A 215-nucleotide genomic window follows, 5' to 3' on the forward strand; every position below is an offset into this window, starting at 1 on the left:
ATTCGGACTCGCTTTCGCTACGGCTACCCCACACGGGTTAACCTCGCTACACACCGCAAACTCGCAGGCTCATTCTTCAAAAGGCACGCAGTCACGGCCAGCCGGCAAGCCGACTGACGACGCTCCCACGGCTTGTAGGCACACGGTTTCAGGTACTATTTCACTCCGCTCCCGCGGTACTTTTCACCATTCCCTCACGGTACTATCCGCTATCG

1 rRNA gene is annotated in these 215 nt (G+C 57.7%); it reads right to left on the minus strand.

The annotated features are described in order from the left end of the window. Nucleotides 1–215: ribosomal RNA gene (locus VM95_RS38385) — 23S ribosomal RNA — on the minus strand; the annotation flags it as partial.

This window comes from Streptomyces rubellomurinus, assembly GCF_000961885.1.
Classification (GTDB): Bacteria; Actinomycetota; Actinomycetes; order Streptomycetales; family Streptomycetaceae; genus Kitasatospora; species Kitasatospora rubellomurina.